Here is a 21,344-nt window from a genome sequence, read left to right as displayed (position 1 = left end):
GTTTAGTTAGCTTAAAAGGCAGTTCGAAAGAGCTGCCTTTTTGTTTTTTATTAACTTCGCAAAAAAATATTTCTTATGCGAAAAATTATTTTTCTGATTACGTTTCTACTTGTTGTAGTTAATGTTTTTGCACAAAAACCGGATCTTCAAAAATTAGAAGCTTACATTCAAAAGTGTATGACTGAATGGGAAATACCTGGAATGGCAGTTGGAATTGTAAAAAACGATACTTTAATTTTTGCTAAAGGCTTTGGTATAAGAGAAATTGGCAAACCTGAAAAAGTTGATGAAAATACTATGTTTGGCATTGCCAGTAACACAAAAGCATTTACAGCAGCTGCTCTTGCAACTTTAGTTGATGAAGGAAAAATTAAATGGGACGATAAAGTAACTGACTACATTCCATATTTTGAAATGTATGATCCATTTGTTACTCATGAAATGACAATAAGAGATTTACTTTGTCACAGAAGCGGATTAAAAACTTTTAGTGGCGATCTTGTATGGGATGCAACAACATACACAAGAGAAGAAATTATCAGAAGAATAAAATATTTAAAACCTGTATACAGTTTCAGAAGTCATTACGGTTATTCAAATTTAATGTTTTTAACAGCAGGTGAAATTATTCCCAAAGTTACAGGTAAAAGTTATGATGAATTTATAAAAGAAAAGTTTCTTGAACCTTTAGGAATGAAAAACACAAATACAACAATAAAAAAACATACCGAATATAAAAACCTAGCAATACCTCATGCAAAAAATAACGGAAAAATTGTTCCTGTAAAATATATTAGCTGGGATAATATTGCACCAGCCGGCGGAATAAATTCTACAGTAAATGACATGAGTAAATGGATTAAAATGCAACTAAGTAATGGTACTTATGATAATCATGTTTACTTTACAAAGGATGCTCAAAGTGAAATGTGGTCATCACAAACTGTTGAAAACATATCAAAATTTGATGAGTATATGTTTCCTTCAATGCATTTTCATAGCTATGGTTTAGGATGGGATTTATTCGATTACCATGGAAAAAAAATCGTAAATCATAGTGGTGGCCTTGATGGAATGATATCTCAAGTGGTATTAGTTCCTGAAGAAAAATTGGGATTTGTAATTTTAACAAATAACATTAACTATCTTCCATATACATTAATGTACAGTATACTAGATAGATTTTTAACTACCGAAGAAGGTAAAGACTATAGTTCAATTTTAGTGAAGTATGTTAAGGCAAGCGAACAAAATAAAATTAAAGCTTCTGAAGAAGCAGAACAAACAAGAGATAAAAACTCTAAACCAAGTCTGGCACTTGAAAAATATTGTGGTACATATGGTGGCGACTTATATGGAAATGCAACTATTTCACTTAAAAATGGAAAATTAAATTTGCAATTTGTTCCAGCTCCTGATTTCTTTTCAGTTCTAGAGCATTGGCAATACGAAGCCTTTATTGTAGAATTTAAAAACTTCCCTTCATTGCCTAAAGGAAAAGTAAATTTTATTTTAAATCAGAATGGCGAGGTTGATGAATTTAAAATTGATGTACCTAATCCTGATTTTGATTTCACAGAACTTTCATTTAAAAAGATACAAGCTAACACTGAACACTAATGCGTGGTTTTATTTTATTAATATTTATTTTTTCTTTTTATATTTCTGAAGCTCAGATTGCAGATTCTACATTTTTAAGAATGTACAAAAATTCTGACATGATTTTTACCGGAGTATTAAAAAGTAAATATCAATTACCAGCATATAATGAATGTGCAGATGAAATAAGAATGTTACTGGAATTTGACCTTACAGAAATTCAGAAAGGCTCACGACATATGAAGATGCAAATAGAGACTTCTGACACAACATTTAAAATAAATAAAGAATATTTAGTTTTTACCAATAAAATAAAGTCACACGAAAATAAAATTTTTATTAAAACTCATTCAGAAGAGGTTTGCTTAAATTGCCCGAATCCTGGAATAAAAGCTGTTTATAGAATAGTTAACAAAAGACCATTCTCTACTATTAAAGAACCATTAGACCCAAATAATTTAATCCCACAGGGATGTGGATGCCACTAATTAATAAGTTTAATGTATAAAGTAAAAAGTTTAAGGTTTAAAAGTATAAAGTTAAATAGGTTAGTTTTAAAATTATATTTAATAAATTTGTGTAAACTATTAATTTTATGAAAAAAATACGATTTATATTTTACTACACTTTTCTGTTACTTACATTATCTTCAAGTTTATACTCACAAACACTAAATTTACCTACAAGATCAATTTTGGCAAAAAACGGGACACAAATTATTGCTACATTAACTCCATTAAGTCTAACAGCTCGCGAGGACACTATTTTTTCTCAAATTATTTCGGGCAATGTTCCTAACTTTTTAAGAAATCTTTCTGAAGTAACAACTGTTACTAATATTTCTGGAACAAATCACACAGTAAATTTTTATGTTACTCCAGATTATATGGCTTTAGGCTGTGACAGCGATTATTTCCTGTGCCCAATGACTCCTCTCCTTGCCCAACGAATCTCAGATTATATGGGATATACATTGCCAACACGAAAAATGGTAAACGATATATGGCAGGCAGCAACAGTTAAAATGGCACCACAATCAATACCTCCAAGCGCACAAATGACAACAGTTCCGGTTTTTGCAAAACATGATTCTATGGTATGGGCTCAACGTCAGCCATTGATTGCTGCACACCCACTCGGTGAACTTGTTGCAGGTGATAAAAAAGATGTTGTAATTTCAAATCAGATTTACGGAAATCCGGCACCCGGAAGAGTTGCTATTTATGGATGGCATTATCAGAATGGAACTCCTATTCAGCCTTTATATATAGGGCATGAAGAAACATACGCAGACTACAGTCACGGAATAAGATTGGTTAAAAATGAAATTCTTGTTGATGGATGTATGACTACAGTTCAGAATATTTTACAATCAACTACTTTAAACACATTGTTAAGTGACGAAGGTGTTATTTCTGTTCCTCGTTATCCTGTAACAAATATTTCAGTTGCAAAACCTATTTCATTTTGTGTGCTAAATCAGGCACAGGGAGTAATTAGAATTAAAGTAAAAGCAGATTCAAATATTATTGGGTATAATGTTAGTATAAGTAATGATGGAAAATGTTTTGATTTACCATCATATTATAACTCCTCACAATTCGACATTTCGGGATTAATTCCGGATAGTATTTATTTTGTTAAGATTGCCGCCGTAGGTGTAAATGGTGGAGTTTCTTCATATTCAGAAGTACTTGGTGCAACAACATCCGGAACACATTATCCTCATTATTTAGTAATTAATGCTTTTGACAGAACAACAAGCGGAAATACTTTTGATTTTATTCGTCAGCATGGAAGATCTTTGAAAAATAATAATCTGTTTTTCTCAAGTGCAACAAACGAAGCAATAACAGATTCATTAGTTTTACTTGATGATTTTAATGCTCTTGATTATATTGTTGGTGAGGAAAGTACAGTAAATGAAACATTCACTGATCAGGAACAATTAATGCTTAAAAACTCTCATGTTCCTTATTTTATTTCAGGTTCAGAAATTGGCTGGGATTTAGATCACCTGGGATCAGTTTCCGACAAGGATTTTTATCACAATTATTTATATGCAACATATCTGGAAGATGCACCTAATAATCAGGCATCTACATATTATGACGCAACTTTTGCCGGTCCACTTCAAATGAACACTTCTTTTTCTTACGACAACGGAACCCATGGAACATATGATGTAAGATACCCTGATGTAATTACACCAAATGTTATGGGAACATGGTACGGAGAATCAATAGCTCATTTTAATGCATTTCCATTAAAAAGTGCAGGAAGTTTTGCATGGAACCAAATGGTATATCTTACAATTCCTTTCGAAACCATTTACCCCGAAAGTAAAAGGGATTCCATTATGAACTGGGTTCATACCATATTTTTCCTGATGGTTTCAGCTGATGAAACAAGTGCAAATATTCCAGAATTTGAAATTTTTCCAAACCCAGCATATAATGTTACAACAATGTGCATTAATTCTGAAAAAGATAAATTAATTCAATTACAAATCATGTCAATTGATGGAAAAATAATCGCTTCTGAAAATATCATACTAAATGTTGGTAAAAATAAAATAGATTATAGCTTAAGTAAATTTTCTGAGGGTATTTACCTGGTTTCCATTAAAGGAGCAGAAATTAATGTTACAAAAAAATTGATTATCTCGAGATATTAACGTGAGTTCGATATAAAATAATAGAATACCTAGTTTTGTTACATTGAGTTGATTTTCGAAGAAAAATTGTATCGAAATGAACAAAACGACTAGTTTTCGATACGAAATTCAGAAAGAATTTCACTCAAACTAGCATCGTTTTCTTATATCAAACTCACGTTAATTAATAAATATACAAACCAAACTAACTTCGTTGATAAAAGTTCTTCGTATCACTTCGTTAGACTTAGATTTAAAAAGTAAAGAAGATCTTTTACTTACTTCTATGTTCTCGCCTGAAATATTATTCTTTAATCAGTTTGCTGACAAAAATATTATTACTAGTCCTTACTTTTAACAAATAAATACCTTTTGGCTTATCGGTAATATTAATTGATAAATTGTCGTCATTTTGCTGTTTAGAATAAATTACTTCTTTTCCAAGTAAATCAGTTATTACAATTTCTTTAACATCAGTATTAATAATAAGATTATAATTACCATTTGATGGATTAGGGAAAACAATAAATGGGTTTACATTATCAATATTATTTATTTCAGTTAGTCCAACACATGTAATAATTGCTTGCCATCCTGTTCCTGTAACACCTTCATCTGCATGAAACTTAAAAGTAAGTGCACCTGACAGATCTGTTGAAGTAACAATACCAGGAGAATTTGTCCCACAATATGTTCCGATTAAAGGCGAAGAAGTATTTAATCCATTATAAATTTTCAAATAGTCGTAACCACAATTCACATAATCTTCAATATCAAATGAAGAGAAAGTTGCTTTAACTGGATTACTTGAAGAAGGCGCTGTAAACGTTGTTATATAATCTGTTAAATTACTATAATTTGACGCATATCCACCAGCATCATAAAATAATGCAGAGCAAGTCGAAATTTGTTGATTTGCCATTATTACCTGAACTCCAATCACTATGGACTTTGTTATATATGTTGAATAAGTCCCGTCTGAAATTAAGAATTTTAAATCTATCACTGTTCCTAAAGGTGTTCCAGCAGCAATTGTAATATTGTGCACAACAGGAATTGTTTGAGAAATATTAATAATTCCAGCATTAAAAACCGGACTATTTACTGTAACAAATCCTGCATTTATACCGATGGCAGTACATGTTATTGTTGTATTAGCTGAATTTAACTGACCAAAATTACTTGCATTAATATTAATATTGCCAGATTCGCCAGGCTCAAGAAATCCGTTAGAATTTCCGTCGCCGGAAATATTAACAAATGACAGATTAAATGTTGGAGCAGCTTGTCCAGCTCCCAATTTGTATGTCATAATATTATTTACAGAACCAATATCCCAAACTCTTAAACCACTTGGGTTACCATTAAAAAATGCTGAATTTGGTGTGGTTGCAATTCCGTACTCATTGTTAAAACCGGCATGAAAACAAGCATCTGCATGATTTGTTATATCATCATTTGCATGAACAAGATAAACTTCATGATGAATTGTCTGATTATCGCCCATCCTGTCGATATGCCAAATTGTTAAGCCATTATCTTCAATCGAGAAACTTCTACCCAACTGACTTCTGTTTTTTAAAAGGAAAAATTCATTTGTATCATTCAAATTTTTATATTTATAACACGTTAAAGTATTTGCTGTATCAGAATTTAAACCATTATAATTTGTAACATCAATTACATGTCCCCAACCTGCATTTGTCCAAAAATGTGGATTTGGCGGAACCGGATTATATTCATCACCATACCAACACATTAAATCAAACCCTCCTACTCCATCAGGACCAGTATCGCTATTATATTTATAAGTATCGGGCCATTTGCCAATCATATGTCCGTTCTCATGACATACTGTAGCCAATGATAAAGGACTATTTGCAGGTGAACAATTATAATCTCCTGAAGTTACACCATCAGCAGAAAAGTTACCATAATAACCCTGATGATACCACATTCCCTGAGCCCATGTTTGAGCATAACCTGTGTACATTAAATTAATTGCCCCAATACTCCCATCAGGATTTGTAGACAATGTTGAAAAATCAAAACCGGTTGACTCAATCCAGTTTAAAGCCAATCCTAAAATTTGTTGTGCCCCTTGTGCATAAGGCATCGCCTCATAATCGGCAAAAGTAAGAGGTGCACGATAGTAACCATATACTACATTTTGATAATCAACCAAACCGCCTGAAATATCTGAATAAAATGTTCTTAGTGACCCATTGTTACCAAAATCCGAATAAGTTAAATTATTACAAAAATCAGTAAATTCAGACATAGGTAAAGTACCTTGTTCATCAGAAAAATCGACAACAATACATAACCCTTTAATATTTCCTATAACCTGATGCGGAGCAGTTTTAAAATTATTTTCAGGCTTTTTATCTAAACCTAATTTTTGTTTATTCTTCAAAATGTTATTTTCTATTGCTTTTTCAGAAAGATCAAGATGTTTTTGAAAACTAAGGTTATTTCTTAAAGTTGAAGCAATATCTTTCTTTCCTCTGTATATAATTCCTGATGAAACCAATTCAGAATTATCATTTGAAAGTACTGCATAACAAATCCAGTTTGTGTTTTTATCTCTAATCAGTGTATAACCATCAAGTCCTTCTGCACGCATGTATAGCTCTGTTCCAAATAATTTTAAATCTACAAAACTACCATCTGGTTGTTTAAATTGCTTAATCTGACCATTAAATGGAGCTGCATTTACAAATAACGGAATTGAAACAATAAGAATAAATAATAATTTTTTCATGGGTTTATTTTCTATTTCAAACTTTAGACAATGTTTAATCTGTATAAGTTGCTTCAAAAAAGCAATTCTATTTTTTTGATTTTTTTATTGCATCAATATAAATTTTCTTAATACTATTCTTCTCTTCGCGTTCACAAATAGCTTCAGCAGCCGGAATTAAATCTTTATTTATTAAAGTTTTTAATTTAATTATTTGTCCTAATGCATATGCTGCACTCCATCTCACTACTGTACCTGAATGTTCAGAATTAATTAATAAATTATTAATTGCTAACTCTAATTTATTAGGATATAAATGTGCAATGTTACCAATTACCCTTGCCGATTCCCACTTAATTCTGGGAGCTTTTTCTGTAAGAGTATTAGAAACAAAATCAAGGCAGGTTAAGTTCGAAATTTCGGAATTTGACTTAGTAGCAAATTCGAGCGACTCAATGCAAGTTGCCTTTACTGGATCTTTTGAAGTTTTTGCAAAATCAATAAGAATATTAATTTCTTTTGGATTATTTAATATCCATTTACTTAAAACTTCTGTTTTTTCTTTTGGTTTTAAACTTTTGTCGTTAAATAGATCGGAAAAATTCATTTAAGTACATTTTAAGTTGAATAAAAATACTAATTATTTATTTTATTAAACATGATAATAATATAACTTTTATATATTTCCAACATTTAGTTAACTTTGCAATCACCATTTATGTCAGACACACTAAACATATTACCTATTGATCAATGGTTTGAAGAAAAAATTCAAACACCATTAATTATTGCCGGTCCATGTAGTGCCGAAAATGAGAGTCAGGTATTAACTACTGCAGAAGCAATTGCTAAAGTCCCAAATGTTTCAATATTCAGAGCCGGGGTTTGGAAACCACGTACTCGTCCAGGAAGTTTTGAAGGTGCAGGAAAGAAAGCTTTAAAATGGCTTCAAAAAGTAAAACAAAGAACAAATCTTAAAATAGCTGTTGAAGTTGCAACTCCTGAGCATGTCAAAGACTGCTTAGATGCAGGTATTGATGTACTTTGGATTGGAGCAAGAACTACTTCAAATCCTTTTTCTGTACAACAAATTGCAGAATGCTTACATAATTGTAATTGCCCTGTACTTGTAAAAAACCCTATTAACCCCGATATTGACTTATGGATTGGTGCAATAGAAAGAATTTCACAATCCGGAATAAATAAAATTGCAGCAATACATCGTGGTTTTTTCCCTTTTGAAAAAACATCATTAAGAAATATTCCTAAATGGGAAATTGCAATTGAGTTAATGACCCGCTACCCTAACCTGCCTATGTTATGCGATCCCAGCCATATTTCGGGACATACTGATTTCATAAAAGATATTTCGCAGAAAGCATTAGACCTTACTTATGATGGTTTAATGATTGAAAGTCATATTTCTCCTACCGAAGCATTAAGCGATAAGATGCAACAATTAAAGCCTAATGAATTAAGAGAGTTATTAAATTCTTTGCATTTTAGACAAACAAGTATAAATGACATTGAGATAATTGACAAACTTGAAACTTTTCGATCTAAAATAGATTCTATCGATTATCAGTTATTGGAATTATTAATACAACGAATGAAAGTTGTTGAAGAAATAGGTATTTATAAAAGTCATAACAATATATCCATTCTTCAGCTTCGCAGGTGGAAAGAAATTATTGAAACAAGAGTTGAGCAAGGATTAAAACTTGGTCTTGACAATGATTTTATAAAGCAGGTACTTCAATTAATTCACGATGAATCGATACGAAAACAGACTGAGGTAGTTTATAAGAGTTCAGATATTAAGAAAAGCTAAAAATACACTATTTCTCTTTCTTGAATTCTGTATATATTGTTTTCAAATATTATTTTTTTAATCCAATTTCCAGTTTTATCATATTGGTATTTATATTCATAATTTATAATATCCTCACTTTTATAAGAGCCCTCTTCAATAATATTACTTTTTTCGTCATATTTAAAAACTTTCATTTTTGTGATACTTGTATCTGAGTTAAAAGTAACTTCATCAGTTACCCTATTTTGTACATCATATCTAAAAACTTTTTTCTCAATTAATGCACCCTCTTCATAAAAATTCTTTTCCTCTATAAGATTACCATTATTATCATATATAAATAAAACTCTATCGTTTATGCGAGTATTTGTTCTACTTATATTGTAATTTATAATTTCTGTTTTTTTCCCTAATGCATTATAATTCACACTATATTTTGAAGAAATTTTACCATCTGGTTTATAAATTATATTTTCAATCTGATTTCCTTTATCATCATATTTATATTCAAATTTATTTCGAATACTCCCATCTTGATTATAAGCAATAAGTTGTATTTGATTTCCTTTATCATCATATAAAAAAGCTCTTTTCAGATCAAGTTTATCCATCGAATTAAAACTAAAGTCTTCAGTTAACCTTCCTTTAGCATCATAGTTAAATGTTATTTTCTGGGAAATAGAACCATCAGAATTATAATATATTGATTCAGTTTTCAATCCATTTGAATTATAAATACTGGTATTTTTATTTTGCAAACTTCCATCTGCTTTACATACGAGATTTTCTGTGCTAAAACCTAAGTTATTGTATTGTGTAACTGAATGCCCTTGAATATTTCCCTTTTTAATATTATCTTTTGTACCGGAAGCACTATATGTTTTAACAGTTATTGATTTTATTTTTCCTTTTAGATTACTTCCAATAAGATCATTTTTTATTTTCACTTCCTGAGAAAACACCTCAATATTGGATGAAAACAGAATGCAAAATATAGTAACTAGTGTTATATAATTTGATAATTTCATTTCTTTTCAATTTAAATTATTATCAAAAATAATAATTTGTGAATTTAAAAAAAATGCAAAATTTCATGTGTGTGTACAATATTATAAATTCTTTTTAGGGCAAGACTAATTAACTATTTAATTTAGAATTAGTTAATTTAGTGTTTATTTTAAATATTGTTAGTAGCAAACTAAATAAAGATATATAGTTAAATACTAATATATTTAATCTTCTTCTTTACTTAATTAAATTAATAAAAATAAACTCAAACACTTTTTGTAACAGTAATTATTTTTGAAAAAAAAGATATAAATAATTAATTATTTTACCTGCTTTATAGTAAACTCAAAGCTTTCCATTATCTGATTTGAAAGCATTTTTTTACACGCATCAGCAATAATTGCCTCGGCAACTTCTTTAGCATCTGCTTCAAGTTCGATAGTAATATGTTTACCAATTCTTACATCACCAACAGTTTTGTAACCAATATTATGCATGCTTTGCAAAACAGCTTTACCTTGTGGATCTAAAAGAGCCTTTAAAGGCATTACATTAATTTCAGCAAGAAATTTCATATTGTAATTATTTGTATTTCAATTATTAGCAAAAAATCATTTTATGGTTTAAATATAGATATTTAAATTAAAAAGGAAAGAAAAATATTTGAAATTTATGTATAAAAAATAATTCATAAAATTTTAGTATTTTTAGTTTATGAAAAATCCATTTTCAGACGATATATATAAAAAAAGAAGATTCCCAAAGGAATTTCCTATACGCGGTGAATATTTCCGCGACCAAACAGCAATTCTCCATTCTATGGAGTTCAGAAGATTAAAGCATAAAACTCAGGTATTTTTCGCCCCTGAGAATGATCATGTTTGTACAAGAATTGAACACGTTTTGCACGTTGCAACAATTTGCGCTTCAGTATGTAAAGGTTTAAACAAATATGGCTGGCAACTTGATACCGAAATGGCTTATGCAATTGGTCTCGGACATGACTTAGGTCATGCTCCATTCGGTCACACCGGCGAGGAAGCATTGTGTGAAGCACTAAATAAGCCACATTCATTTATTCACGAGATTCACAGTTATAAAATTGCCGAATATTTAGCACAGGATGGTTTAGGTTTAAATTTAACTTATGGTGTTTTAGATGGTATAATTAGTCACTGCGGCGAAAAATTTGAACGTTCCATTTCTCCATCTCATTCTTTAAAAAATCTTGATGAAATTAGCGACAGAGCAAGTATTCCAAACTCTTATGAAGGCTGTATAATGCGTTTTGCTGATAAGATTGCATATTTAGGTCGCGACCTTGAAGATGCTTTTATGGTAGAAGATTTTATTAATGCTAAAGATGTTCCCGAGAAAATTGCAAAAAGACTTGGTAATAAAAACGGTGAAATAATAAATCACCTTGTTATGGATTTAATAGAAAGCTCCAAAGACACAGATGAAATAAGACTTTCAGATGAGTATTTCGAATTAATGAATGAACTTAAAATTTTTAATTATAAGTATATTTACAATAATAACAAAATGCTTGAATATGGTAAATTTTGTAAAAATATTATTAAAACATTATTCGAACATTTTAATTTGTTATTAATTAAAAACGGAAATGAATTTAATAAATATAAAATTCTTAATCTTAAACTAGACAGATCGTTTGGAGCTTATATTGAGAGAATGAACAATTATTATATTCAAACAAGTGAAAGCAATGAACAAATTATTGTAAATTTTATTGCTGGCATGACCGACCATTATGCAATGGAGGCTATGAGGCAAATTTCTTTACCTAAACCAATTGCGTTTATTAAATAACATAATGCTATAATTCTGCTATCTGCGTTTTGTTACCGGTTACCTTCTGATTAATGTTAACCATTACTTTTGCATCGGTAGGTAAAAACACATCCACTCTGGAACCAAACTTAATAATTCCAATTTGTTCGTTAAGCTGGTATTCGGTTTCTTTACTTGCATATGAAACAATACGGCGGGCAAGTTTACCTGCAATTTGTCTCATTAAAATTTCTACATTATCTTTTGTTTTAAAAACTGTAGTAAAGCGTTCATTTTCTTCAGAAGCTTTAGGTTTCCAGGCTACCATATATGTACCCGGATGATACTGCAAATATTGCACTTTACCATTTACAGGAACCCAATTAATATGAACATTTAATGGAGACATAAAAATTGAAACCTGTTTTCTGTAATCGTTAAAATATTCTTTTTCAAAAACATTTTCAATTACCACAACTTTACCATCAGCAGGAGCATATATTTTATTATCATCACCAATTAAAACTCTTTTTGGTACCCTAAAAAAGTAAACAACTAAACCCCATACTGCTATTGATGCAGCTAAAACAGTTAACTTAATTATTAAAAAACCTTCGATAAAATAATCTATTCCGGAATTTAACAATAATAAAAATACAAATACTACTAATATACTATTATAGCCTTCTTTATGAATTTTTGCTGAGGAAACTTTTTTGAGGTTTTCTGCCATGTTTGATTAAAAATTTTTGCAAATAAACGAAATTAAAAAAGAGATTGCAAATACACAAAAGTAATTGGTGCAGCAATCAGCACACTATCAAAACGATCAAGCATTCCACCATGCCCAGGCAGCATTTTTCCTGAATCTTTTATATTTAAACTTCTTTTAAAAAGTGACTCTACCAAATCGCCAAATGTTGAGAATAATACTATTAATACAGCTAATATCATCCATTGATACCATAATAAGGTTGGAAACATTAAAGGAAATAAAACTGAAAGTCCGATTGTAAATGCTGCACCACCAATTGCACCCTCCCATGATTTTTTTGGTGAAACGCGTTCGAATAAACGATGTTTGCCAATTGCAATACCCACCAGATAAGCAAAAGTATCATATATCCAGATGAGAATAAAAAAACCAAGTAAAAAATAAGGGCTATAAAAAACTGTTTTGTTTGGATTTAAAAAATCCATATAATTCACAGAATTATTTATAACATCCTCAGCATTAGCAGCTATCTCAACTTCAGAAATGTCAATACCGCTTCTGAATACAAAATAATTAAGCATTGCAAAAGGAACAGCAACATAAATTAATCCCAGATAAGTATATGCAAGACTGGCTAATGGGCGTTTATGAAATAAATATAATTCATTAATCATAAACAAAATAAAAATAGGAATAAAAATTACAAAGTATCGTAACTGAATAAAATCAACTGCATATAAAAAATTAAAAGTAAAAAACAACCAACCAGTAAAAATTCCCAGTATTACCTGAGGTTTTGCTGAAGTATGCTTTGAAATACCATAAAATTCAATCATTGACAGAATAAGTATAACACTAAACAGTAAATAGAATGTTATACTTCCTAACAATATTGACGATACTAAAACAATTACAAAAAGTGCCCCTGTTAGAGCACGTTTTAACATACTATTCAATTTCGATTCCTTTTAATATTACATGTGTATTTGCTAGATCTTCCATTTTTACATACAATTCAACTTCACCAATTAAGAAATTACTATCCTTCTTATTCATAACAACGCTTTCAATTTTTTCATTTTTAAGAATAAGCTTTGCTCTTTCACATAGATTTTCGTCAGTTGTTTTAAATACAAAAACCCAATTTTCATCAATTTCCTTTTTCATAATATTTTATTTTTCTTCGTGAGTTTCACTAACACTAGACTCATTAGTTTCCTGGTTATTATCCAATACTGTAATTTCAACCTCTTTTGGTTTATTATTAGCAACAGATTTACTAACATATGCTTCCTCAGCTTCATATGGTCTTTTACCAAAAATAATTTCAAGATCATCGCTAAAAATTACTTCCTTTTCCAAAAGCAGATTACCTAACTTGTCGAGTTTTTCTTTATTTTCTAGGAGTAATTTTTTTGCTCTTGTATATTGTTCTTCAATAATCTTCTTTACTTCTGAATCAATCTTTTCTGAAGTCTTTTCACTATATGGTTTCGAAAATGCAAAATCGGTCTGACCTGATGAATCGTAAAAACTTACATTACCAATTTCACCACTCATTCCAAAAAATGAAACTAAAGCATAGGCTTGTTTTGTAACCCTTTCAAGATCATTTAATGCACCTGTAGATATTTTGCCAAATGTTATTTCCTCAGATGCTCTTCCACCAAGTGTAGCACAAAGCTCGTCTAAGATTTGCTCCAAAGTAGTAATTTGTCTTTCATCAGGTAAATACCATGCAGCACCTAAAGATCTTCCACGAGGAATTATTGTAACTTTTACCAAAGGACTTGCATGTTCTAACAACCAGCTAATGGAAGCATGACCAGCTTCATGAAAAGCAATAGTTTTCTTTTCTTTTATTGTAATAATCTTAGAACGTTTTTCAAGACCGCCAACAATTCTATCAATAGCATCTAAGAAATCTTGTTTTTCTACTGCTTTTTTTTCTGTTCTTGCAGCTATTAAAGCAGCTTCATTACATACATTTGCAATATCAGCACCGCTAAAACCAGGAGTCTGACGTGATAAAAATTCTACATCAAGATTTTCATCAAATTTTATTGGTTTTAAATGCACTTTAAAAATATCCCTACGCTCATTCAAATCGGGTAATTCAACATGTATTTGTCTGTCAAAACGACCTGCACGAACAAGTGCTCTGTCTAACATATCAGCTCTGTTTGTAGCTGCAAGTATAATTACTCCGGTATTAGAATCAAAGCCATCCATCTCAGTTAAAAGCTGGTTAAGAGTGTTTTCACGTTCATCGTTTGAACCGAAATTAGGATTTTTACCACGAGCTCTGCCTATCGCATCAATTTCATCTATAAAAATTATACAAGGAGCTTTTTCTTTTGCCTGTTTAAAAAGGTCGCGTACACGTGATGCACCAACACCAACAAACATCTCGACAAAATCAGAACCTGAAATTGAGAAGAAAGGCACATTAGCTTCACCTGCTACTGCTTTTGCAAGTAATGTTTTACCAGTTCCCGGAGGTCCTACAAGTAAAGCTCCTTTAGGAATTTTACCGCCAAGTTCAGTATATTTTTTAGGATTTTTAAGAAAATCAACAATCTCACGTATTTCAACTTTAGCTTCCTCCAATCCTGCAACATCCTTAAAATCAATTTTTACATGCAAAGTATCTTTATCAAACATTTTAGCTCTTGATTTCCCGATACTAAATATCTGGCTACCACCAGAACCTCCAGACATTTTACGAAAAATAAATATCCAAATAAGTACAATTATTATAAGAGGCAGCAACCAGGTTAGCATATCACCAAATACATCCTTACGGGTTTCGTAATCGGGTTTTATCTTTTCAGTTGAATCTTTTTGTATTTCTGTAAGTTGTTCTTCAAAACCTCTGCTATCACCTATATTAAATGTATATTGAGGTCCTTTCTTTGAAGCGGTTTTATATTTTTCTTTTACTAATGAATCTTTCTTCAAATAAATTTCAACTTTCTTATCGTTAACAATAAGTATTTTGTCTACATCACCATCTTTAAGCATTGTGTCAAAATCCTTACGTCTGGTTTCTTTTGCACCACCACCATCAATTGTAGGGAAAAAGTATGTACCAATAAAAATAGCCAGAATAAGTCCGTAAACCCAATATATATTGAATTTGGGTTTTAATTTATTTCCTTTTTTAATATTATTATTTTCTTCCATTACTTTAAATTCAATTAAAAATTTTACTCATCTGATGCATGGTGCGTAATTGTTGCATCTGCCCACAACCCTTCAAGATTATAATACTCTCTGAAAGAAGTTTCCAAAACATGAACAACAACTGACACATAATCAATAAGAACCCATTGTGAGTTTGTTAAACCTTCTTTTGAAAATGGTTTTTCGGCAAGTAATATTCTGACATTATCTTCAACACCTCTGGCAATTGACTGAACATGAACATTTGAATCGGCATTGCAAATAACAAAGTAATCGCAAACTCTTGATGTAATTTCTCTTAAATCAACAACAACAATATCTTTACCTTTTTTCTCTTTTACTGCGTCAATTATTGATTCTAATAGTGCAGGCTTGCTTGTCTTTTTAGTAGATTTAGTAATTTTCTTCACAATGATATTATCCTTAAATTATGCAAAGGTAACTAATAAATTTAGTTTTTAAATCAAAACTATGAAAAGCGCATTTTATATCACTTTTCTGACGAAAAACTGACAAAATATATGTTTTTTAATTATTTTTTTGCATAACTTTAAACTTTCTTAAACGAAACATTAATTAACATTATTCTATTGATAATCAAAATAAAACAGTAATGAGCGAAGTAAAAAACGTTGTTGAATTGGAAGATGCTGTAATTAAATTTGTAGGTGACTCTGGTGACGGAATGCAACTTTCCGGTACTTTGTTTGCCGATACAGCAGCTTATGATGGTAATGATCTTACTACTTTTCCGGATTATCCGGCTGAAATCAGGGCCCCACAAAATACTATAGCTGGTGTTTCTGGTTTTCAAATCCATTTCGGAAGTAAAAAAATTCTTACTTTCGGTGACATTTGCGACACTATTGTAGCTTTAAACCCAGCTTCATTACGTGCAAATTTAAAATGGACCAAGAAAGAAACAATTATTATTACAGATTCTGATGCTTATGATGATTCTGCTTTAGAGAAATCAGGTTACAAAACAAATCCGTTAACTGACGGTAGTTTAAAAGATTTTAAAATTATTTCTGCACCATTTACTACTTTAATTAAAGAGTGCATTAAAGATTTAAATATTGATGTTAAGACCACATACAAAAGTCGTAACATGTTTGCCTTAGGTGTTGCATTTAAACTTTACGGAAAGACTTTAGATCATACCTTTCATTATTTAGAAAAGAAATTTGCAACAAGACCACAAATTGTTGAAATGAACAAAAGAGTTGTAAAAGCAGGATTTGATTGGGCTGCAACTAATCCACAACTTGAATGTTTATATAATATTCCAAATGCAAAAATGGAAAAAGGACGTTACCGTAACATTACAGGAAACGTTGCTACAGCTTGGGGATTAATTGCTGCTGGTGAAAGAGCAGAAAGACCGTTATTCCTTGGATCATATCCTATCACTCCTGCTACCGAAATCCTAATGGAAATTGTTAAATATAAATCATTAGGTGCAAAAGTATTTCAGGCAGAAGACGAAATTGCAGGTATTTGTTCAGCAATTGGTGCTAGTTATACTGGTTCTCTTGCATTAACAACAACTTCTGGTCCTGGTCTTTCATTAAAAAGTGAAGCATTGGGTTTAGCTGTTATTACTGAACTTCCTTTAGTAATTGTAAATGTTCAACGTGGTGGTCCATCAACAGGATTACCTACAAAATCTGAACAATCAGATTTATATCAGGCACTTTATGGCAGAAATGGTGAATGTCCATTAATCGTAATGGCTGCATCATCTTCAGCAGATTGTTTTTACAGTGCTTTTGAAGCAGCTAAATTAAGTGTTGAGCACATGACTCCGGTTATTTTATTAACCGATGGTTCATTAGGTAATGGTTCAGAATTATTTAAAATTCCTGATACTAAAGATTTACCAAAAATTACAGCTCCACTTGCAAAAGCAAACGATCCTAATTACAAACCTTATAACCGCGACGAAAAAACACTTGCTCGTCAATGGGCAATTCCCGGAACAGAAGGATTACGTCACAGAGTTGGTGGTTTAGAAAAAGAAAACGGAATTGGTACTGTTTCTATGGATCCTATTAACCATGAATTAATGGTTGGATTAAGAGCAGAAAAAGTTCAGCGTGTTGCAAATTATATCGACCCACAAGAAGTATATGGTGATCAGGAAGGCGACTTGCTAATTGTTAGCTGGGGCGGAACAAAAGGTGTAATCAGAGATTCTGTTATTGAAATGAAAAAAGAAGGCTATAAAGTTGGTCATGCTCATTTCAAACATATTATGCCTCTTCCAAAAAACACAACTGAGATATTCGGAAAATTCAAGAAAATTATTGTTTGCGAATTAAACAGCGGACAATTTGTAGGTTATTTGAGAATAACTCACCCTGAATTTAAATACAACCAGGCAAACAAAGTTCAGTCATTGCCATTTATGATTCACGAATTAAAAGAAAAATATTACAAATTACTTGAGAAATAACAACCATGGAACAAATATTAAATACAATTGAACGTAGTAACGTTGAGCTTACTAAAGAAGATTTTGTAAGCGATCAGATGGTAAAATGGTGTGCAGGTTGTGGCGCTCATGCTATTCTTGCAGCTGTTGCAAATGTTTTCCCAAAAATCGGATACCGTAAAGAAAACTTTATGATGGTTTCCGGTATAGGATGCTCTTCACGTTTTCCATACTATGTAAACACTTATGGATTCCATGGAATTCACGGTCGTGCAAATGCAATTGCTTCCGGTGTTAAAATTTCTAATCCTAAACTTTCGGTATGGGTAGCAACCGGCGACGGTGACTCAATGGCAATCGGTGGAAATCATTTTATTCATACTATTCGTCGTAACATTGACTTAAATATCATTTTGTTTAACAATATGATTTATGGTTTAACAAAAGGTCAATACTCTCCTACTTCACCTATGGGATCTGTTACAAAAACTTCCCCACAGGGAACAATTGAACATCCATTTAATGCTGGTGAATTAGTAATTGGTGCACAGGGAACATTCTTTGCAAGAGTACCTGATAACAATATAAAATTAATGACAGAAGTTATGTTCGAGGCTGCTCGTCATGACGGTACTTCTTTAGTTGAAGTATTACAAAACTGTATTATTTATAATGATAAAGTACATGCACCTATTACTTCAAAAGACACAAGAGAAGATAATCAACTTGTATTAAGAAATGGCGAACCAATGTTATTTGGTGCCGGTAACAAAAAAGGTATCAGATTAAACCAAACCCGTTTGGAAGTTGTTACAATTGGTGAAAATGGAATTACTGAAAGTGATATTTTAGTTCATGATCAATTTCAGCAAGATCCCGGAATTCAATTAATGCTTGCAAAAATGGCTCCACCACTTTATCCTGTTGCAATGGGAGTTATCCGTTCAGCAATGTATCCAACTTATGACGATATGGTTGAAGACCAGATTACATATGCAAAAGCTAACTCAAAAATATTAACCGTTAATGATTTATTAAATAGCGGCGATACTTTTGAAGTAAAATAACAAATAGCTCAATTCAAATAAAAAAAGCACGCTTTGCGTGCTTTTTTTATTATACACAAAGCGTCATTGCGAGCTTGACACCAATGTCATTGACTTAAGGAAATGTAATTTTTTTAATCCATTTGCTTACTTCTCGATACGCTTTGCTTCCGTCGCGGCGAACGAAGTTGCAAATAGAAATTGTTCCTCAGCCGCTATGCGGCTGAGGAACAAGCTAGAATGCTAGTTCGAGTTCAATCGAGAACTACAGGGAGTTTTAGCTTAAGTCAATGACATTGGGCTTGACACGCAATCGACTTAAATAATTGTAGCATTTGTTATTATATTTCAAAATAAGATTGCGGATCAAGCCCGCAATGATGGAATATTATTTACCATTTGTTATAAGAAAACACAACCTCGGGACTTTTTCTTATTTTCTTTCTTTGTAAATAATTTTCTTCGGCGTAACCTAATGTTATTACTACACCTATTCTTTTTGATTTAGGGACATTTAATAATTCCATTATTTTAGGTTCATCAAACCAACCAATCATACAAGTTCCTAAACCAAGTTCGGTTGCCTGAAGACAAATATGTTCTGCAGTAATACCTAAATCAGTCCATTCAAAATCCTTATGTTTTAACTTGCCTGCAAGCCTTGTAAGCAACTTAGGACGTTCAATTACGATAACAATCAATACAGGAGCCTGTTTTGCGAATTTATTTATTGGCAACCCTCCGTTTGTTGTTGCATCTGCAACTTTTAAACATAATACAGGTTCATCAACTACTATAAATCGCCATGGTTGTGAATTACTTGCAGAAGGCGCTAAACGACCAGCCTCCAGACATTTTAATACTAATTCATTTTCAACCGGTTTTGATGAGTATTTTCTAACACTCTGTCTGGTTTTTACAAGTTCAAGAAAATCCATTAAATTACTCTCTCATATCGTTTACTTCAACCTTAGGGTACTTTGTTTTATCAAAAGTAAACATTGCATCTGCCATTTCTTTATCAGTTTCCATTTTAATAACTTCAATAAGATAATCAGTACCATCTTTTCCAAATCTTTTCATGCTAAAAATCTGCATTTTGGTTTTATCTATTTTCAAAGTTATTTTTGTAAAATCTTTTTTCAAATCAATAGGATAAAGCTCAATTTCGTATAAAGCACGTGCATTTTCAAATTTTTCACCAATATACTTTATTTTATATCCTTTTTCATAAATGGTAAACATTTTAGCTGGATTTAATGAGCTATCATCATTTGGATCTGGTGTTGTAATATTAACCTCATTGGCATCTTTCATATATGTCCATTGGGTTTTTCCGTCATTAAAAATATTTGAAGCAGCTAAATCTGCTTTATATTTATTTCCTTTTATCCATATTTTGCCTTTCTTAGAATCTTTTGTTTTTTCCTGTTTGCTTTCCACTACTATTCCAAATTCAGCTTCAATAGATTTATAAGCTTTTGTTTTTGCAGAAACCTGATCAAGTATAGATTTTGCCTTAGGATCTACTGCCTGATATGTTGCAGCAGTTTTATTATTTTGACTTATTAAATTAAATGAAAACACTAAAACTAAGCCTGTTGAAAACAATAAATGCTTTATCATAATATTAAATTATTTTAATTTATACCCAACTGATTCAAATATTGGTCCAAAGAATTTAAATCGTTATATAACACCTGACGAGCCTTGCTACCTTCATATTGTCCAACAATTACGGCAGCTTCTAACGGATCGATAAGTCTTCCTCCTCTTGTATCTCCAATAGAAAATCTTCGTTGAATTAATGAAGTACTTCCCTGTTGATTTTGTACTATTAACCTTGCCGCATCAGCAAAAAGTTCATCTTTTTTATTAGGATCAAAGCCTTCACTCGACAAACCCTCGCCTTCTTCAGGAATCTCAGGTAAATATAAAGGATGAGTAGGACTTTGCTGTTTTGCAATAAATTCTGTTAGTTTTGTTATTTCAGGTGAGTCAATAAATGCACATTGAACACGAACTAAGTCTCCACCAAGAGAAATTAACAAATCTCCTCTTCCAATTAACTGATTTGCACCTGGAGAATCAAGAATAGTACGTGAGTCAATCATTGATGAAACTCTAAACGCTAATCGTGATGGAAAATTAGCTTTAATAGAACCTGTAATAATATTTGTTGATGGGCGCTGAGTTGCAATAATTAAATGTATTCCAATTGCTCTTGCAAGCTGTGCAATTCGTGCAATAGGATCTTCAATATCTCTTCCTGCTGTTTGAATAAGATCAGCAAACTCGTCAATTACAACTACTATATATGGTAAGAACCGGTGTCCTTTGTTAGGAT

19 protein-coding genes are annotated in these 21,344 nt (G+C 31.3%); 7 read left to right on the top strand and 12 right to left on the bottom strand.

Annotated elements, in window-relative coordinates:
• Nucleotides 1–75: 75 nt before the first annotated feature.
• From HY951_07860 to HY951_07850, 3 genes are all read left to right on the top strand, one after another.
• Nucleotides 76–1,620, top strand: coding sequence for a serine hydrolase (locus tag HY951_07860; protein MBI5539957.1), 1,545 nt, complete (start codon nt 76–78; stop codon nt 1,618–1,620).
• Nucleotides 1,620–2,087, top strand: coding sequence for a hypothetical protein (locus HY951_07855; protein MBI5539956.1), 468 nt, complete (start codon nt 1,620–1,622; stop codon nt 2,085–2,087). Before HY951_07860 ends, HY951_07855 begins: the two co-directional genes overlap by 1 nt.
• A gap of 107 nt (nt 2,088–2,194) precedes the next feature.
• The gene (locus tag HY951_07850) at nt 2,195–4,276 is read left to right on the top strand and encodes a T9SS type A sorting domain-containing protein (GenBank protein ID MBI5539955.1); all 2,082 of its coding nucleotides are present in this window, start codon (nt 2,195–2,197) and stop codon (nt 4,274–4,276) included.
• Nucleotides 4,277–4,559: 283 nt separating this feature from the next.
• On the opposite strand, the gene HY951_07845 is transcribed toward HY951_07850, so the two are convergent.
• Entirely contained in the window at nt 4,560–7,019 is a 2,460-nt protein-coding gene (locus tag HY951_07845; protein MBI5539954.1) for a M6 family metalloprotease domain-containing protein, read from the bottom strand.
• A gap of 67 nt (nt 7,020–7,086) precedes the next feature.
• Nucleotides 7,087–7,605, bottom strand: coding sequence for a HEAT repeat domain-containing protein (locus tag HY951_07840; protein ID MBI5539953.1), 519 nt, complete (start codon nt 7,603–7,605; stop codon nt 7,087–7,089).
• A 111-nt stretch (nt 7,606–7,716) separates the two neighbouring features.
• Here HY951_07840 and HY951_07835 point away from each other — a divergent pair, with 111 nt between their 5' ends.
• Entirely contained in the window at nt 7,717–8,829 is a 1,113-nt protein-coding gene (locus HY951_07835) for a bifunctional 3-deoxy-7-phosphoheptulonate synthase/chorismate mutase type II (protein ID MBI5539952.1), read from the top strand.
• Here the strand turns inward: HY951_07835 and HY951_07830 are convergent.
• Both HY951_07830 and purS read right to left on the bottom strand, forming a co-directional pair.
• Entirely contained in the window at nt 8,826–9,839 is a 1,014-nt protein-coding gene (locus tag HY951_07830; GenBank protein ID MBI5539951.1) for a hypothetical protein, read from the bottom strand. The two genes, HY951_07835 and HY951_07830, sit on opposite strands and share 4 nt — an antisense overlap.
• Nucleotides 9,840–10,139: 300 nt before the next feature.
• Complete coding sequence (purS, locus tag HY951_07825; protein ID MBI5539950.1) at nt 10,140–10,394, bottom strand: phosphoribosylformylglycinamidine synthase subunit PurS; 255 nt, start codon at nt 10,392–10,394, stop codon at nt 10,140–10,142.
• Nucleotides 10,395–10,533: 139 nt separating this feature from the next.
• Between purS and HY951_07820 the strand changes: the two genes are divergently transcribed.
• The gene (locus tag HY951_07820; protein MBI5539949.1) at nt 10,534–11,652 is read left to right on the top strand and encodes an HD domain-containing protein; all 1,119 of its coding nucleotides are present in this window, start codon (nt 10,534–10,536) and stop codon (nt 11,650–11,652) included.
• 7 nt (nt 11,653–11,659) lie between these two features.
• Here the strand turns inward: HY951_07820 and HY951_07815 are convergent, their stop codons facing one another.
• The 5 genes from HY951_07815 to rsfS are packed head-to-tail and all read right to left on the bottom strand — an operon-like array spanning nt 11,660 to nt 15,915.
• A complete protein-coding gene (locus HY951_07815; protein ID MBI5539948.1) occupies nt 11,660–12,346 on the bottom strand; it encodes a phosphatidylserine decarboxylase family protein in 687 nt (228 codons plus the stop codon).
• A gap of 32 nt (nt 12,347–12,378) precedes the next feature.
• A complete protein-coding gene (locus HY951_07810) occupies nt 12,379–13,275 on the bottom strand; it encodes a phosphatidate cytidylyltransferase (protein ID MBI5539947.1) in 897 nt (298 codons plus the stop codon).
• A 1-nt stretch (nt 13,276) separates the two neighbouring features.
• Nucleotides 13,277–13,495: a DUF2007 domain-containing protein gene (locus tag HY951_07805; GenBank protein MBI5539946.1), complete on the bottom strand. Its 219-nt coding sequence runs from the start codon at nt 13,493–13,495 to the stop codon at nt 13,277–13,279.
• Between the two features lie 6 nt (nt 13,496–13,501).
• The gene (hflB, locus tag HY951_07800) at nt 13,502–15,514 is read right to left on the bottom strand and encodes an ATP-dependent zinc metalloprotease FtsH (protein ID MBI5539945.1); all 2,013 of its coding nucleotides are present in this window, start codon (nt 15,512–15,514) and stop codon (nt 13,502–13,504) included.
• A 23-nt stretch (nt 15,515–15,537) separates the two neighbouring features.
• Nucleotides 15,538–15,915, bottom strand: coding sequence for a ribosome silencing factor (gene rsfS / locus HY951_07795; GenBank protein ID MBI5539944.1), 378 nt, complete (start codon nt 15,913–15,915; stop codon nt 15,538–15,540).
• 212 nt (nt 15,916–16,127) lie between these two features.
• Between rsfS and HY951_07790 the strand changes: the two genes are divergently transcribed.
• Entirely contained in the window at nt 16,128–17,972 is a 1,845-nt protein-coding gene (locus HY951_07790; GenBank protein ID MBI5539943.1) for a 2-oxoacid:acceptor oxidoreductase subunit alpha, read from the top strand.
• A gap of 5 nt (nt 17,973–17,977) precedes the next feature.
• Nucleotides 17,978–19,018 carry a 2-oxoacid:ferredoxin oxidoreductase subunit beta gene (locus HY951_07785; GenBank protein MBI5539942.1) on the top strand — a complete coding sequence of 347 codons (1,041 nt, stop codon included), beginning with the start codon at nt 17,978–17,980 and terminating at the stop codon, nt 19,016–19,018.
• Between the two features lie 371 nt (nt 19,019–19,389).
• On the opposite strand, the gene HY951_07780 is transcribed toward HY951_07785, so the two are convergent.
• The 3 genes from HY951_07780 to HY951_07770 all read right to left on the bottom strand — a co-directional run.
• Nucleotides 19,390–19,935: a nitroreductase family protein gene (locus tag HY951_07780; GenBank protein ID MBI5539941.1), complete on the bottom strand. Its 546-nt coding sequence runs from the start codon at nt 19,933–19,935 to the stop codon at nt 19,390–19,392.
• Between the two features lie 4 nt (nt 19,936–19,939).
• Nucleotides 19,940–20,623: an outer membrane lipoprotein carrier protein LolA gene (locus tag HY951_07775; protein MBI5539940.1), complete on the bottom strand. Its 684-nt coding sequence runs from the start codon at nt 20,621–20,623 to the stop codon at nt 19,940–19,942.
• Nucleotides 20,624–20,637: 14 nt separating this feature from the next.
• Nucleotides 20,638–21,344: DNA translocase FtsK (locus tag HY951_07770; protein ID MBI5539939.1), on the bottom strand; the 707-nt coding region annotated here is incomplete at its 5' end.

Source organism: Bacteroidia bacterium (assembly GCA_016218155.1).
Lineage (GTDB): Bacteria > Bacteroidota > Bacteroidia > Bacteroidales > GWA2-32-17 > GWA2-32-17.
Note: the sequence above shows the minus strand (reverse complement) of the source record. Positions and strands in the feature narration are given on the sequence as shown.